We start from the raw sequence: 16,118 nt of genomic DNA on the forward strand, positions 1-16,118 counted from the left end.
TCTCTGTTGTTATATTCTCCCAAAACTTGTATATCTTCCAAAAGTGGATGCTCCCAATTCAAGCAGCATTCCAATTACGATGGCAACAAGAATATAAAAAAAATCAGGGAAAAATTACCAAAATAACTTTATTAGATGCTACAGAACTAATTCGGATATTACAGGAAGCATTAGAGGCATTACAAGTACAAAACATTAAGCCTAAACTCTTGAAAGGAGCATCTGCTGGTTATTCCTTAAGTTATCGGCAGCCTAATAATGGTGAAACCATAGGCATTGTGTGGACAGAAGATGCCAGTATGCAATCGTTTTTTAATGTTATGAATGCTTGTCAAAAAGTAGTATCTCAAAACTTATGTCATACGCTGAAATTGATTCGTTTAGCAAGTGTTGGAAAACCTAATCTTGCAGGGAATCAACTTTACAGGCAGATTTTTACATATACTAACCATAATCATATCAAGCCTGATGTAACTTCAGTTCACTACTTGGAGACATATCATAGTTTTGTTAACTCTGCGCTTGCTCATGAGTTGATACTCGCAGGTAAAGTCATTACTTTGCGAGAACTACAACCTTTAATACGCGAATCTAAAATTTTAGATAAATGTAAATTATTACAGGATTTAGAAATTGTACCTAAAGAAGATAACCCACCTGATCCAACAACAGATTTAAGACCAGTAAAAGAGTTTTTGCTAAATCTTGTTAAAACTCAAGGTTATATGGGAGTAAAAACTTTAATTACAAACTCTGCCGATCAGTTTCCTACAGTGAAAGAAACTGATGTGCAACTCTTGATTGAGCTTTTATGTCAGGAGAAGAAAGTAAAACTGATTAACCCAAAAGCTAAATTGCAAGAACAATTGATTTGTTTAATTGCATAATAGCCTGTACTTGTTATTAATATTTATTCAATGCACTACCTGACAAAAGCAACAGAAATTATAGATGTCATCTCCAAATTAGCAACAGCTAAAACACTGTGGGTAGATACAGAGGTTGCTCATTGGAATACATCTAAACCAAAATTATCGCTGATTCAGGTATTAGCTGACCATACAGACTTAACAGGTAAATATGCTTGCATTCTTGATGTACTTGACAAACATGATTCGGCTGTAGATTTTATTAACCAAATCATGGTTAATTCTAATATCCTAAAAGTCTTTCATAATGCTAGCTTTGACCTGAAATATTTAGGCGGACACCTAGCTAATAATGTCACTTGTACCTTGCAATTAGCCAGGAAAATTACACGCCAACGCCTAGAAACTTCTAATTTAAAATTAAAGACTTTAGCAGTAGAACTCTGTAACTTTTCTCATGTAGATATAGAAGAACAAGCAAGTGATTGGGGAAAGCGTCCCCTCAGCCAAAAGCAGTTAAAATATGCGGCGATGGATACTGTTTATCTAGCGGCTGTTCACCGTCGCTTACTAGAAATATCTAATCCCAACGCTATAACTAATATTTTTATGTTAAAAAATGACTCACAACAGTTAACAGACACATCTAAAAATCAGTCTTTAAGTGTTACCAAAGTCCGAGTTGCTTTTGAATGTCCTCGGCTGTTTTATCTCAATCATCAATTTGGCGATAAAGCAATATTTTTACCCCCAGATACAGCTATTGGTATTGGTAATCCATTTCACCAACTAGCAGATAAATTTATCCAATTAGCTCTAATTGAACCACAATTTACCAATTTATTTAAACCAGCAGTGTCACAGCTAAATATAGAAACAATTACTAATGCACTGCAACAACTGTTCTATCAGCTAGAATTTTTTCCCTATTTACAAAAAGCTGTACAAAAAGATAGCAAGCAAGGACAACCACTTTTACAGGTTTGGAATGGATTACAAGGACTCATCAAACGCTTTACAGAGTTATTAGTAATTAATAGACGCTATTGCAGTGCAGAAACAGTCATTAGTAACACTTTTTTATCTACAGAACGCAGCATTGAAAATTACTTCACCTTACCAAATAGAACACAGCAATTAGTCAGGGGTGAATTTGATTGTTTAGTGTTCAATTTTGAAATAAATCGCCTGTGTATGGTGGAGTTTAAAACCTATCAGCCTGTTGATCCTTCCGCACAATTGGCTCAGGTTTCACTTTACAGTTATATGCTGCACCATCAGAAAAAAGTCCCTGTTGACTCAGCAGTTTATTGTGTATTACCTGAGTTTAAAGAGTATCGTTACTCCTGGGAACAGCTAGAAAATACAGTACATCAGCTAATTCCCCTCAAATTGCTACAAATGCAACAATGGTTGAATTGGAAATCACCCCAACCCAACCCACCGCCACGGACAACTCAGCCTTATCTGTGCGAAATTTGCCCCCAACAGCAAAAGTGTCAGACTTTTTTTGGTGATGTCATATCTGATCCCCCCCAACCCCCCTTAAAAAGGGGGGAGGAATTTATTAATCTTGATATCAAGAGTGAGGAAAAAACACCTAATGCTGATGAAATAGGCGAAGCGTTGGTTAATACACTGCAATCTTTTAGTGTTGGGGTTGAATACTTAGGCGCGGCTGTGGGGCCGGCTTTTATCAGGGTGAAGTTGAAGCCTAATTTGGGTGTGAAAGTTAGCGCACTGCTGAGACTGTCAAGTGACTTGCAAGTGCAATTGGGATTAGCAGATAAACCGTTAATTGCGCCACAAGCTGGGTATGTGAGTATTGATTTACCCCGTTCAGATAGACAGGTGGCTAGTTTTACAGAGTATATTCAACCCCAAACTTTAAGCGCAACTGCACCTATCAAAATTGCCATTGGGGTAAATTTGGAAGGAAAACTATTAGAAGCTGATTTATCTGATCCTAATTCCTGTCACTTTTTAGTTGGGGGGACAACTGGTAGCGGTAAAAGCGAATTTTTGCGATCGCTCCTCCTCAGCCTACTATATCGTCATACCCCGCAAAATCTCAAAATTGCCCTAGTAGACCCCAAGCGCGTCACCTTTCCAGAGTTTGAACGCATGGCTTGGTTATATTCGCCAGTCGTTAAAGATAGCGATCGCGCTACCGAACTCATGGAAGCATTAGTCTTAGAAATGGAATCCCGTTACCAGCAGTTTGAAAAAGCTAGCTGTGCTGATTTAAGCACCTACAATCAGCGTTCTCATCAACCTTTACCTCGCATCGTTTGCATCTTTGATGAATACGCCGACTTTATGGCAGAAAAAGAAATTCGCAAAGCATTAGAACTCAGTATAAAACGTTTAGGAGCAATGGCAAGGGCGGCGGGAATTCATCTCATAATTGCTACCCAACGTCCAGAAGCCGGTATTGTCACCCCAATTATCCGTTCAAATTTGCCAGGAAGAGTTGCTTTAAGAACTGCTAGCGAAGCCGACTCAAAAATTGTCTTAGGAGGTACAGAAACATCCGCCTCTTATCTATTAGGTAAAGGTGATTTACTCTACCAAATTGGCCCCCAATTGCATCGGTTACAAAGCCTGTTTGCTAAACAAATTCAGATCCCATCAGAAAAAACTCAGTAGGCGCAATTTCACCGATATCATTATTAATAATTGATGATATTGTTAAACTCCCTACTTACAAATACTGATTTTATATTTCCTGCACCCCATCTACGCCAATAAATTCAGCCATCCAAGTAGATTACTAAAAAATTTCTCCAAAACTTATCTAAGTTCATCCTGTAGGGCTAATAAAAAACTGAACAATAAATATATATACACCTCCTACCCTACACCCAGGATGTACAACAATGAGTACAAAACTACTTTCAATGCTAGCTGTTAATCAACTTACATTAGTTGTTTATCTTGACCAATATGGATATTACCACTATGAGATAATTCATGGTAAAGGCGTACTGCAAAATACTGAGATATTTTATAATCAGCATTCAGCCGAACTAACAGGAATGTTGTGTATTAATTCAATATTAAACTATTACATATAGAGATGATATTGATTCGCTCCTAAGTAGAATTTAACCATCAATAATAGAGATTCAGTTATCAGAAAAATAAGTTTTAGGTGTAACAACTACAGCAATTTATTTAATTTGTAAAAATTGTGGGACTTCAGAACCCCGGTTTCTTTAAGAAACCGGGGTTTCGGCTATCACAAATGGTTTGTATAACCAAACTTGCTTAATTACGAATTACGAATTACGAATTATCATAAGGGCGTATTACTATATACTCTATCGAGGCAATATTGCTGGCACAACTCTTTTAATTTTCCTGTAAAGATTAAATTTACCGGAAATTTTCATTAACTGGGAACGCGTCATCAGAGGAATTAACAAATGGGATATGTAATTGCTACTGCAAATATGAAAGGTGGTGTAGGTAAAACTACCCTCACTGTGAATTTGGCTACTTGTTTGGCAAAAAATTATGGTAAAAAGGTGCTGGTTCTGGATTTAGATACGCAAATCAGTGCCACACTTAGTTTGATGTCGCCTTTAGATTTTGCCAAGCGTCGCAAACAAAGACTGACATTTAGGTATCTCATTGATGAAGTTATCAATCCAGATCCGAATACTAAGTTAACTATCAAGGATATCATTCAAACTCAAGTCTGTAATCTGCCAGAACTACATTTATTACCAGGAGATATAGACTTATATGATGAGTTTGTCGTGTCAGAAATGTTGCATAGACAAACAGTTGCTTTAGGTGAACAAAACTTTGAAGGTGTTTGGAATCGGTTTGAGAGAGTCTTGATTAATAATATCTTAAAACCAGTACGCGATGAGTATGATTTTATTCTTTTAGATTGCGCCCCCGGCTACAATTTATTGACGCGGAGTGCTTTAGCAGCCAGTGATTTTTATCTTCTCCCAGCAAAACCAGAACCTTTATCTGTAGTAGGTATTCAACTGTTAGAAAGACGTATTGCCCAGTTAAAAGATAGTCATGAACATGAGACTAAGATAAATATTAAAATGCTGGGAATTGTTTTTAGTATGTGTAATACTAACCTATTAACGGGTAGATATTACAAACAGGTAATGCACCGAGTTGTAGAAGATTTTGGTGTAGAACAAATTTGTAAAGCACAAATTCCAGTAGATATTAATGTGGCTAAAGCTGTTGATAGTTTTGTTCCGGCTGTTTTAAACGCACCTCAATCAGCCGGTTCTAAAGCATTTTTGCAGTTAACTCAAGAGTTGTTGCAGAAATTGTGATAAGTTAGTCTGCCTAAATATTTGTAGTCGGGATTAAGAATATTTGTAGGTTGGGTTGAGGAAGGAAACTCAGCAAAATGTAAGATTTGTTGGGTTGATCGCTCAACCCAACCTACATCGAAGTGATGTTTTAGGCTTAACTGAGCAGTAATGAATTACTAGTCAGCACTTATAACAATTTCTGATTTGGTTGTAAATTGATTGCAAAACGACTATAGACAATTTGAGTTGAAGATTTAGAATCACACCAAAAAACATCCTGAATAACTTTGTAATCATTCTCCATCTCTGTTAAGTCAAAATGAACCAAAGAAATATTATTCAATCCCACAACTTCCTTACCATCCTGAAACCATCGATATTGCCAAAACATGAAAGGTTGTAACCATTGCAAGTAAGAATTTTGGGCTTTTTTGTGGGCATTGATTAAAAAAGACATTTCTCTTTGAGAGTGGAAATCTTGCGTGCTTTGTCGCGGTATCCACTCCAGTACACAATACCAATCAGGGTTATTCTTTACTTGATAGCGGGCTGATTTTTTCGCAGAAACTTGCACCATATTTGGTGGGTGATTCCAGCCTAGACACCGTCTGATTTTTTCTGGTAATAGCCACTCTTTTAAACGTGTATGAATTAATCTGGTGACTGTTTCTTCATTCTTTAAAGCACTAGAAGTCAACTGTACTAATACAGATTGTTTTTGTGAATTGAGCGTTTTTGCATAAGATAAGCGAGCGGTACAACTATAGTGAATATCTCCAGACAGAATCACAAGTTTTTCACGTTGCTCACAAAAAATATTTAACAGTTTTGCTAAGGCGGGAAAATTAATATTCCAAGCATCTCCCACATCTGTAGAAAAAACTTGTTCGCGTTTTAATTGCCAATGGTGAATCCAATCAATTACTTGCAAACCAAATACATTTGTCGGGGCAATAACAAAGGTGGTGAGATGATGATTGTCTGCTGTTTGTTGTAAAGGTTGCAGTAGTTGTTGATTCATTGCCCGTGGACACAATAACATGGGTGGGGCTATGGGTTTTTGATCGGCTGGATAGCCCCGCCAAGTGCGTGTATCTAGGACGATGACTTCATGGCAGTGACTTTTGATGGTGTAGTGCCAAGTCAATACTTGGGGATCTCGGTCTAAAATAAACACCCCATCTTCTAAAATCAAATTAGGTAAGTCAGTGTGAGGATCAGTAGTTGGTATGCCAACATATCGCGCGATCGCCTCCTCTGCATCTTGATCTGTCCCTTGGGAATTTGACCACGCACTAGCCGCAACTAGCAACTTTTCACCGGAACTATTAGCGACAAATTGCCTAGGTGTATTACCCCAAGCCTGAAACACTGCATAGGCTAATAAAGCATTCTGCACAACTCGCCTTCCCAGAGGATTACCCAACACCCGCAAACACCAAGCTTGATTTAAATTCCAATCATCACTAACATCATGGTCATCAAAAATGGTGTAGGTAGGAATATTAGCCAAAGCACGGCGCACTTGCGGCAGAGTTTGAATATATTGGCGTAAATACTTAACTGACTTGTTCCAATACTTGATAGCATGACGCTTATTGGTGACTCTATGTGCTTTAGGAAACGCATCTGGCCAGCACACTGGCGACCAAGAAAGTATATAAGCAGCGTAATATTCCCCCAAGCTGAAAAGATGACTAGACACTTTCTCTGGTTTATTGTGTAATCCAGCCGTAAAGCCAGCATTTTCTGTAGCCACTTGAGCGCGATCGCCGGGAGGTAGTTCTTTGGGTGTACGATAAATTTGATCTATGGGTAGTTGTTCTTCCCAACCTAGTAAAGCATCCCCTAAACGACTAGCACACCATAAAAATGGTGCGGCTACATCATCACCGTAAATTTGATCACCTGTCAGAAATAACTGATGGGGGCGATGCTCTCCGAGCGACCGGAGGTCATCGCGAGTTTGCTTGGCAGTTGCTATTAACCCATCTAAAATTGGTAAGGCATCAAATCCATGACCATGAGGTTTACGACAGGAAGCATGGACAATGTGCAAATCTTCCAGGTGGTTGGGTGGAAGAACAAAAGTTGGTTTTTGATGTGCAAAGTAGCTAATGCTGACGTGAGGAAAGCGGTTAGAAGATAAAGCTTGCTCTAGTGTGAGTACAGTTTGGTCTGCAAGGGTAAACTGGAAGTCATAAGCATAGATGCTATCATTCGTTAAACTCTCCCCATTTGCAGACACAGCTGTAATCGCTACGACGTGTAAATGTTTGCCTAAAGCAACTGTAGAACGTCGCCCCACTAATAAATAATTTTCTAACCTTTCACCATAATCTGTTGTGTGATAAACTTTGATTTCTACCTGGCAAGACTGTTTTAATGCCATCAACACTGTCACCGATTCCGGTTCAGTATGTTTTAGTATTGGCCCAACCAAAATCATTGGCAGGTCGTCAAAAAAGCTTGCAGTTTGATTATTCATTACGCCATGTGCAAATTAATATTCGGTAACAAGTTAATTGAACTAGAGAGGTTATCGTTCAACAGTGTTGCATAAGCTCTCTTGTTTATTTGACCAGCCCTGTGTAACAAAATAATAAGTCGCACATTACATGATTATGGTGAAATCAAATTATTCCCATTGACTGATTAAGTGAGCAACTTGCAGTTACGCTACTGGCTGCACAAATTATGAATACAACAATTAAGTTAATGTATCCTAGCTTTAATAAAATAGCATAGCCTTTTTTGGTTTTATAGTTCAATTTTTCTAGTAGTATCGCGAGTATTGCCCTAACTTATGATGATTGGGGTTAAATCTGGTAAATATCAGATCATTATCTATTGATTAACTGGAAATCTCTAGCTTATTATTCTCTTTTATACATTCACCAATAGGCTGATTTTTTGAAAATCAGAAAATATATGGTATTACTTCTCGGCTCTTAATTAAGAACTTAGTTTTAGTTTATTCTCTCTTATGATTGTTAAAATTTAGGTTAGCTAATACGAGAGCCAAAGTAATGGTTACAAGCAAATTTGATCATACAATAGCTGCCATTGAGTTAAATGCAGCTAGAAAATTAAACTGGGATTATAACCAATTTAAAGAATCTTTCAGTTTTACAGTAAATGATGAAGCTATTGAGATAACACCTAAGAAAAATATACTTACCGAATCTGAGGTAGAAACTTTAAAGGAAGCTTTGTTAGATTATGGTTTTAACTATAAAAAAACCGTCAATGATTTTATCTTAGTTTTTCAGCAAGATATTGAATCAAGATAAATATAAGGTTGAGTAGTTAATATCATCTGGCGATCGCCAGCCCCGAAACTCTGGGAAAATATCAAGGTTAGCTTGAAAACCCTGAGAAACAGCAACAAGCCTGGATTTGAGTTGCGTCAAGAAATTGAACAGGCTATAGCTGCGGTTAAAGTCAGCACATGAACCCGATTGATATATTGAGTTTATGATTAAGAGTAGGTAGAAGCAAAATAAATATATGCCAGTTGTTGCAGCTAAATCTTATGTAGAGTATCGAAAGGATGCTTATTGGGTCGAAGGAACTCGGATTTCCCTCGACTCTGTTGTTTACGCCTTCCGAAGTGGATTATCACCTGAAAGCATTGTCCAGTCTTTTCCGTTACTAACATTAGAGCAAGTTTATGGTGCGATCGCATTCTATCTAGCTAATCGTGTTGAGATAGATTCTTACCTAACAGCAGAGGAAGCCGCTTTTGATGCTATGCCCCAACCCTTGCAAACTACTGATCCTGCTTTGTATAATAAGCTGATGGTAGCTAGGTCAGGGAGTCAGCAAGTGGGATCGTGATTATTAGTTACCAAGCCGATGCTGACTTGAATCAGGCGATTGTCACTGGCGTGTTACGGCGAGAACCTACGATTAATTTTCAAACTGCCTTTGCTGCTAGGTTGGAAGGCGTTAAAGATGTAGAAGTATTGGCGATCGCCGCAAAACAGGGGCGCGTTCTCGCCAGCCACGACCGCAAAACTATGCCATCAGAATTTGCTGAATTTATCAGCAACAATCAGAGTTCAGGAGTGATCATCGTTTCTAGGAAACTACCAATTGAAATCGTTATTGAGGAACTATTGCTAATTTGGGCAGTATCGAGTGCAGAAGAGTGGGTTGATCGGATTGCAAAACTGCCTCTCTGACGTAGGCAAACAACTGCAAAAACATTAGAATGGTGTTTCAGTTTGTAAATGAATAATTGCTTGTGTGTGTGGATGCTGAAAGCAGAGTTCTTTGGCGTGTAAGTGTAAACGAGTAGCCCCAGCATTGCAACCATATAGGCGATCGCCTAATATCACCTTTCCTAATCCTACCAAAGCATGAACCCGCAACTGATGGGTGCGTCCTGTCAATGGTGCAAACTCAACGCGGGTATATTCTCCTTCCCTCGCCATCACCCGAAAGCGTGTGAAGCTGGGTTTACCATGCTCCCAGTCAACTTGTTGATAAGGTCGATTTTGTGGATCTCCCCATAATGGTAATTCAATTAAACCTGTGTCTATGGCGACAATGCCTGCAAGTATGGCTTCATAAACCTTGTGGACTTGTCGCTGTTGGAATTGCTGGCTAAGTTGACGATAAGTTTGAGAATCACGCGCCACCAAGAGAATCCCAGAGGTTTCTTGATCTAAGCGATGCACCGCCGCTAAATTATCGCCATCTGGTAATAAATTACGTAAGCGACTGATCACGCTGTCTTGAGTTTCTAGATAACGCCCTGGAACAGATAACAGTCCAGCAGGTTTGTTGACAGCAATCAAATGTTCGTCTTCGTAAATAGTTTTTACCTCTCCCCAAACCCTAAAAGGGAAGGGGGTAGGGGGGTTAGGTCTTAAACCCGCCAACAAAAACCCCATCAATGGCTGACAGCGTTCTGCACAAGCGCCATAAAATTCCCCTTGGGATTTATCTTGATTAGATGTCCCATACCAAAATTCTGCCATTGCTAGGGGCTTAAGTCCGTGGGTGGCGGCGTAGTGGAGTAGCTTCGGGGCGCAACAGTCGCCTGTACCTGTCGGTAAACCATCGGGCATTAATTGCTGCAATGATGAAGATTGCCCTAAAAAATTCATCAGGGAGTAAGCGGCGTGCATCTGGGCTTGGAGTTGTCGAGATAGGGCTTTACGCTGTTGTTTGAGTGATTGAATACGAGTATCTGCTGTAGCGATCGCTGCTTTTAAAGTTGCCAAAGTTACATCTCGTTGGCGTTTGAGTTTGCGGCGTTCTATTCCCTGCTGACGGCTTTCTGCATCTAGTTGTTCTAAAGCCAAAGTTAAGGCTTCACCTGTGAGTGTGTCGCTAAGTTGCTGGCGTTTTTCCTGTCGTTGCTGTTTCAACTTAAAATGGCGATCGCTCATTACTTGCAATTGTTGTGCAAATTCCCGCGATAAATTTTCATCCTCTTGTCTCGCTGGTAATTGTTTCAGGGTGATGAGTTCTTGCTTAATTGCTTCTAACTCAGCCAAAGTTTTCGCTTCTTGTAAAGCTACTTGTTCTCTCCCAGGAATCGGCGCAACCCAGCCATCTACAACATTTTCACCATTGAGTAAGCCAGAAAAAGCTTTTAAAACTCGTTGTTCACCTGTGAGTAGTTCTACTAATAAGACACCATACATTTTACCTTCATGGAAATAACGCTCATCTTCGGCTAGTTGTTGCATTAAACCACAGGCGATCGCTTCTACTAAAGGTGTGCGTGGTAGCCTAATTAAATCACCAGTTTGCAGACAACGCCCCTCGTACCAATAACTAGGCGATTGGTTAACGTCAGTCCACTCATAGTCAAGAAAATCTGCAATCTGATGTAATATCATGCAAGCATCAAAATGTCGTCAACAATATGTCCGGGGAAAGTTTCTATCACATTGGCTTTGGACAAAGTGATTTAGGTTCTACACCTCCTACTATGACCTTTTTTGAATTCAAAATGCAAAATTCAAAATTCAAATTACTGAATAACGTTCGCGTAGCGCATACCACAGAGACGCAGAGAACACGGAGAAATAAGGGTTTGAAAGAGTTTTTGCGTAAGTCTTGTATGGGTTTGCGGCTGCGGCTGTGTGTGGAGTAGTAGCACCACGTACCATCACACAAGAGATAATTTTCTCTAAAAAGGATATGGCTGTGAACAATGCGATCTCTACTGCTATGTATGCAGCAAAAAACTGTGATTAAAGTTGCGAAATAGCCAAGTTTAGCAAAATTTTATTTACCACCAGTATTTTTATCTATTCTTCACCTAAACTTTAATTTATTGTTCAGTAAATATAGGTAATATATATAAAACTAACCTTATTCTAATATTTGACTAGGCGGCGAAAAATAAATTTCATAGTAACAACTATAGTCCGAATTAGTCTATCTCTAATAAATAATATTTTATTTAGATATTAATAAAGAAAATCAAATGATAAATGCTAGCAAGCTGATTATTACAAATATCAATTTAGCTTTAATTACACTCCTGCCAACACTGATGTTTTTAGCCTTACCCCATCGTGTAAATGCTGAAGACCCAGGCGAATGTTTTATGATTAACGCCTCTGGTAGAACAATTAAACTAGAAAAGCTTTGTGGCGTTAACATTGAGAAAAAAATATCTCCCCAGGCAGAAAAAAGAGTATTTCGTGTTCCCATCAAACGCCGTCTGGGCAGAACTCCTGTAATTGATGTCACCTTTAATAACAACAAAACCTTTGAGATGATTTTTGATACAGGTGCTAACAATACGTTAATTACGATAGGAACAGCAAATGCGCTGCAACTCAAAACGACAGGAGTAATGACAGCGCAAATTGCTGATGGTAGCCAAATCGAATTTCCTATTAGTACAGTACAATCGATGGCAGCAGGTGGTGCTGGGGTTCAAAATGTAGAAGTAGCGATCGCACACAACGCACCAATCGGATTACTCGGTAATGATTTTTTTGGTCATTACGACATCAAAATTTTAGAAACAACTGTAGAATTTCATCCCCGATAAGTAGGGAGTGGTGAATGGTGAGCTAAATTTTCAGCATGGGGGTATTAGGTTTTAAGCGCGATCGCGAAAACCTTGTCTTCCATTGACTGGATCAAACAGTACATCATATCTGTTGAAAAATCCTATCCCACTATTCACCACCACAGGTTGGTCTAGCTGTGGAACAACATTGACATTCCACACATTCAACCCATTGGTGTTTCCTGGGGTAATGCTGTAGTTAAAAATTTGAGGAATTGATAGTTTCACCGTATTTTGTGGGCGTAATCTTCCTGGTTTGAGTTTACCCATTAGGGAAGCAGTTTTAAAGTCAATCAAACTGCTGTTTATCCCAGAATCAACTACCATTCTGGCATTACAGGTATTTTTCATAGAACTGGCTGCGATCGCTAAACAAACTCCATTGAGTCTAGAGTCCCATCTGTTGCCAGGAATACCATTAATTACAGGTTGTTGACTCAGAGAGGCTATTTTAAACCCTGCTCGATTCTGTGCTGTCAAGCCGAGAATCAGACTACCGTTACTACTACCACGATTACCTGTAACTATAAATCCATTACTCAGATTTCCTGGTAGTTTTCTTAAGGGATTATAGGGAAGTGTGCGTTCTGAATAATTGACTCCGATAATACCAGCAAATGGTGTACCACTTTTGGCAGAACAATTAGGTTTTTGCGGGGTACATTGGCGGCTAGTAACGACTTGCACAGGAACAGGTTCTTCAGTGGCAATCAAACTAATCCGTAAATTAGTGTAAACTATCTCTCCTTCTAAGATAGTACCATCACTTGACACCTCCCTAACTATTTGACCCGTGCTGTTAATGGGGGCATTACCTAAAAACTCCCTAGGAACTCTTAGCCCCGCCGAGCCTGTATCCATAAGAACACGCCTAGGCTGACCGTTAGCTACTGCCACCTCTAGGAAATAACCGCTTGCACCCCTGGGATATAAGGGAACTGATATAGTATCAAAACTGGGTTTACGAGCTATGACTTGGGAAGTATCACGTACCACCGGATTAGGAAACAGTGCTTGAAACCCAGCCTGACGCTGCGCCACTGGTTCTGTACCATAGTCCCAAAGGCTTTCGTAGTAGAAAAAGACTGCACCTAAACCACGTTCTTGAGCCGCCCGTACTTGAGACTGAATTTGTTGTATGGAAACTGGACGATTTCTCAACCCCGTCATAATACCTATAGCAGTAGGTATTATTTTTTGTGACTCTATAATTTCTGGGGTAATAATTGTACTAACAAAGCTTTGCAAATCATCACGGTAAACCTGTACTGCCAACTCATCGACAACACCTAACCGCACCCAATTAAGCCAGTCTTGGAGTTGAAATTTGTAAGCAAAGTTATAGTAATTGGGCGAAACCGAGAAAATTGCTCTGGGTTTTATGGCTTTCACAGCTTGGTTAAGTTGCACCATGAAGGCTGTGATTTTATCTGCCCGCCATTTCATCCACGCTTGGGCTTGAGGATTAGGCGGCGGGGGATTCCCCGTTTCCTGAGTGTACAAGTTAATTGTGTATTTGTCGTACCCAAAATCAACAGGTAAACTCATGTGGTCGTCAAATTGAATACCATCAGCATCATATTTACTAATGATTTCTACTACCAGGTCAGTAATAAACTGTTGTACTTCTGGGCGAAAAGGATTCAGCCATGCTACCTCACCCGCAGCTGAGATTGAAGTTTGAGTACCATCCCGCTTTTGTGTCAACCACTCTGGATGCTGGGATGCTAGTTCTGAAGTTAGGGGAGTCATGAAACCAAACTCAAACCAAGGTATCGCTAGTAACCCTTGGCGGCGGGCTTGGCTAACAATATCTGCAATTATATCTTGCCCTTCTGTCCCTTTGAAGAAAAAAGGAATGCCCATGCGTTGCGTTACCGCACTGGGATATTTTGCATAACCATCATTCCAAACCACCGGGTAGACTGTATTAAAGTTCAACCGCCGTAACTGAGCAAATGTATCCTGTACTTTAGCGCGATCTCTGAGGATGTTAAAGTCATTATTCGTCAGCCAAACCCCACGGATTTCTTGACGGGGTGACTGTGGTAATTGAGCAGTTGCGGGAGTGAAGTTGCCTAGTAGAACGGTTGTAGACAATGATATGGCAAACAACACTGGGAGAAGACGCTTAATTAACCGCCAACCAGAAAAGAGGGTGTAGGGGTGTAGGGGTGTAGGGGTGTAGGGGGAAAAACTTCTACTATTCTGCTGGAATTGATTCGGCATTACTGTCTAAATATTTATACTTAATCAATGAGCTTCTATTTAAGTTTGTAGTAAGGACTTTAGTCCTTAGAAAAATTAGGACTAAAGTCCTTACTACGAACGTGACGCAACTAGTAGGTAAGTAGTGCCAAGTCAGAATCTCGGATGAGGCGGTATACTACTCCTCTAAGATCCAAGGTAGTAAACACCTCCTATCCTGCTTTTATGGCTTTAGTTATTGCTGGGGAACGTAGTGGAGTGGGTAAGACAACAGTCACGCTTACCCTTTTAGCATCTTTATGTCGGCGTGGTGCTGTGGTGCAATCTTTTAAGGTCGGGCCAGATTATATTGACCCAATGTTTCATACTTACGTTACAGGTCGTGCGTGTCGGAATTTAGACCCAGTGTTGACTTCAGCAGCCTACGTTCGTCAGTGTTTTACTCATCATCAAGAGAGTGAATATGCTTTAGTTGAAGGGGTGATGGGGTTGTTTGATGGAGTGAAGGGGACTGGGGAAGACAATTTACTTAGCACTGATTTTGCTAGTACAGCACACATTGCACGACTTTTAGATTTACCTGTGGTGTTGGTGCTTGATTGTAGTCGCTTGTCTGGTTCGGTGGCAGCGATCGCTCACGGTTATTGCTCATTCGACCCTAGAATTGAAATAGCGGGTTTAGTGCTGAATCGTGTAGGTAGCGATCGCCATCTCTCTCTCTTGAAAGATTCCCTCAAACCTTTACATTTACCTATTCTTGGCGTTTTACGTCGTCAAGATAATATTACAATTCCCGATCGCCATTTAGGTTTAATCCCTACCGCCGAACTCCCCGAATTGGATGCTGTCATCACTCATCTCGCTGATTTAGGTGATAATTGCTTTGACTGGGAAACTTTATTACCTTTGTTGAAGACTGGGGACTGGGGGGACAAGGTAGAAGTTTTTCCCAATGCCCAATATCCGATGCCTGTTAAAATTGCCGTAGCACGCGATCGCGCTTTTAATTTCTACTATCAAGATAATTTAGATATTCTGGAAAATTTAGGTGCAGAATTGGTCTTTTGGAGTCCCTTAGCAGATGAATTACCCCAAGGTGTGCAGGGAATGTATTTTGGGGGTGGTTTTCCAGAGGTGTTTGCTCAACAATTAGCCACTAATACTCACGCTCGTGATAGCGTTAAACAAGCTATTTTTGCAGGAATGCCCACCATTGCAGAGTGTGGGGGTTTAATGTATTTGTGTGAACAAATAGTGGATTTTGAAGGTAAATCTTGGCCGATGGTGGGAATATTACCCACATCAGCGATGATGGATAAAAAGCTGACTTTGGGCTATCGTCGCGCTGTAGCTTTGCAAGATAGTCTCCTAGTCAATGCTGGAACAAATATTTATGGACATGAGTTCCATCGTTCTCATCTCATCTCAAATCCTGATCAGCCTTTGTTTACCACTTATCGCTACGATGTGGCAGAGAATCTCGGATGTGAGGGATGGGGTTTACCAATAAATATTCATGCTTCTTATATTCATCTGCACTGGGGGGACAGTGTAGAAATTCCCCGACAGTTTATTAGCCAATGTCGGGAAATATTTTGTGTTGGATTAAACGCCTAAACAATCTTTATTGGGAAGGACTCTATTCAATACTTCTCGGTTAAGAACAAAAGCAAGGTAAAGTGATAATTGTTCACTTAC

Annotated in this window: 11 protein-coding genes and 1 pseudogene; 8 read left to right on the plus strand and 4 right to left on the minus strand. The window is 39.9% G+C overall.

Going from position 1 to position 16,118, the window contains the following annotated elements; all coding sequences use genetic code 11:
• The 3 genes and pseudogenes from ACM0OR_RS25710 to ACM0OR_RS25720 form a co-directional block, all read left to right on the plus strand.
• A pseudogene (locus ACM0OR_RS25710) lies at positions 1-887 on the plus strand (ATP-binding protein); the annotation flags it as partial.
• A gap of 30 nt (positions 888-917) precedes the next feature.
• Positions 918-3,518: a DNA translocase FtsK gene (locus tag ACM0OR_RS25715; protein ID WP_414579284.1), complete on the plus strand. Its 2,601-nt coding sequence runs from the start codon at positions 918-920 to the stop codon at positions 3,516-3,518.
• 779 nt (positions 3,519-4,297) lie between these two features.
• Positions 4,298-5,182 carry a ParA family protein gene (locus ACM0OR_RS25720; RefSeq protein ID WP_414579285.1) on the plus strand — a complete coding sequence of 295 codons (885 nt, stop codon included), beginning with the start codon at positions 4,298-4,300 and terminating at the stop codon, positions 5,180-5,182.
• A 169-nt stretch (positions 5,183-5,351) separates the two neighbouring features.
• Here the strand turns inward: ACM0OR_RS25720 and ACM0OR_RS25725 are convergent, their stop codons facing one another.
• On the minus strand, positions 5,352-7,652 hold the full coding sequence (locus ACM0OR_RS25725) for a PhoD-like phosphatase (RefSeq protein ID WP_414579286.1): 2,301 nt from the start codon (positions 7,650-7,652) through the stop codon (positions 5,352-5,354).
• A 541-nt stretch (positions 7,653-8,193) separates the two neighbouring features.
• Here ACM0OR_RS25725 and ACM0OR_RS25730 point away from each other — a divergent pair.
• Positions 8,194-8,457: a hypothetical protein gene (locus ACM0OR_RS25730; RefSeq protein WP_323266229.1), complete on the plus strand. Its 264-nt coding sequence runs from the start codon at positions 8,194-8,196 to the stop codon at positions 8,455-8,457.
• Here ACM0OR_RS25730 and ACM0OR_RS25735 read toward each other — a convergent pair.
• Entirely contained in the window at positions 8,449-8,577 is a 129-nt protein-coding gene (locus ACM0OR_RS25735) for a hypothetical protein (RefSeq protein WP_414579287.1), read from the minus strand. The genes ACM0OR_RS25730 and ACM0OR_RS25735 overlap by 9 nt on opposite strands.
• Positions 8,578-8,674: 97 nt before the next feature.
• Here ACM0OR_RS25735 and ACM0OR_RS25740 point away from each other — a divergent pair, with 97 nt between their 5' ends.
• Together ACM0OR_RS25740 and ACM0OR_RS25745 are read left to right on the plus strand one after the other, a co-directional pair.
• Positions 8,675-9,004, plus strand: coding sequence for a DUF433 domain-containing protein (locus tag ACM0OR_RS25740; RefSeq protein ID WP_414579288.1), 330 nt, complete (start codon positions 8,675-8,677; stop codon positions 9,002-9,004).
• The gene (locus ACM0OR_RS25745) at positions 9,001-9,351 is read left to right on the plus strand and encodes a hypothetical protein (RefSeq protein WP_323266231.1); all 351 of its coding nucleotides are present in this window, start codon (positions 9,001-9,003) and stop codon (positions 9,349-9,351) included. The genes ACM0OR_RS25740 and ACM0OR_RS25745 overlap by 4 nt, the downstream gene beginning before the upstream one ends.
• A 24-nt stretch (positions 9,352-9,375) precedes the next feature.
• Here ACM0OR_RS25745 and ACM0OR_RS25750 read toward each other — a convergent pair whose 3' ends face one another.
• Positions 9,376-11,022 carry a pseudouridine synthase gene (locus ACM0OR_RS25750; protein WP_414579289.1) on the minus strand — a complete coding sequence of 549 codons (1,647 nt, stop codon included), beginning with the start codon at positions 11,020-11,022 and terminating at the stop codon, positions 9,376-9,378.
• Positions 11,023-11,615: 593 nt separating this feature from the next.
• On the opposite strand from ACM0OR_RS25750, the gene ACM0OR_RS25755 reads away from it, so the two are divergent.
• The gene (locus ACM0OR_RS25755; RefSeq protein ID WP_323266233.1) at positions 11,616-12,191 is read left to right on the plus strand and encodes a retropepsin-like aspartic protease; all 576 of its coding nucleotides are present in this window, start codon (positions 11,616-11,618) and stop codon (positions 12,189-12,191) included.
• A gap of 51 nt (positions 12,192-12,242) precedes the next feature.
• Here ACM0OR_RS25755 and ACM0OR_RS25760 read toward each other — a convergent pair whose 3' ends face one another.
• A complete protein-coding gene (locus ACM0OR_RS25760) occupies positions 12,243-14,441 on the minus strand; it encodes a glycoside hydrolase family 10 protein (protein WP_414579290.1) in 2,199 nt (732 codons plus the stop codon).
• A gap of 204 nt (positions 14,442-14,645) precedes the next feature.
• On the opposite strand from ACM0OR_RS25760, the gene ACM0OR_RS25765 reads away from it, so the two are divergent.
• The gene (locus ACM0OR_RS25765) at positions 14,646-16,037 is read left to right on the plus strand and encodes a cobyrinate a,c-diamide synthase (RefSeq protein ID WP_414579291.1); all 1,392 of its coding nucleotides are present in this window, start codon (positions 14,646-14,648) and stop codon (positions 16,035-16,037) included.
• The last annotated feature ends 81 nt before the right edge of the window (positions 16,038-16,118 follow it).

Origin of the sequence: Anabaena sp. CCY 9402-a (assembly GCF_963920945.1) — a bacterium.
Classification (GTDB): domain Bacteria; phylum Cyanobacteriota; class Cyanobacteriia; order Cyanobacteriales; family Nostocaceae; genus Trichormus; species Trichormus minutissimus.